Genomic DNA, 619 nt, shown 5'->3' on the forward strand with positions numbered 1-619 from the left:
GCGGCACCAGCGCCACGGTGTCGCCGCCGAGCGATCCGTAGACGAAGGGCTCCTGCCGCCGCCCCGTGCTCTTGAGCACCTCGTCGCGAACCCGGCCAAGCGTCAGGCGAAGGTCGAGGCCCGGTGTCGCCAAATGATTGAGGAGCGCGGTCGCAAACGGGCTGTGCGCACCGTCGCCGTCGCCGGCGACCGCGCCGGCCTTGGCGGCGAACGCAATCAGCGTATCCGCCGTGGCGGGCTCGATCTTGGCGAGGCCGCGGCCCATCGAACGCGTGGCGACACTGCGTGTCATCCGCTCTGCAAATGGATTGTCGCGGCAGGCATCGAGGATGACGAGCCGCAGCCGCTTCGCCGGATTTATCGCCTGGAGAATCCGGTCCAGCGGGACCGCCTCGTCCTCGACGTCGAAATCGCTCTGCAGCCTGGCATCTGCCGGAATCAGGAAGTTCGCGCCGTTCACCTCGATGCCGTGACCGGCGTAATAGACCACGGCCATGTCGGAATCCGCGGCAACCGCAGCAAAATCGCGCACCGCCCGCCGCATCTCGATGACGCCGAGATCGCGGCGAAGCTCCACGATATCGAACCCCATCCGCTTGAACACGTCGCTGATGGCGGC

Annotated in this window: 1 protein-coding gene; it reads right to left on the reverse strand. The window is 67.2% G+C overall.

Annotation, left to right across the window (positions count from 1 at the left end; genetic code table 11):
* Window positions 1-619, reverse strand: a 619-nt coding sequence (locus tag IVB32_RS32705) for a caspase family protein (RefSeq protein WP_247412704.1), incomplete at both ends; no start/stop codon positions are given.

It is taken from the genome of Bradyrhizobium sp. 23 (assembly GCF_023073295.1).
Lineage (GTDB): Bacteria > Pseudomonadota > Alphaproteobacteria > Rhizobiales > Xanthobacteraceae > Bradyrhizobium > Bradyrhizobium canariense_D.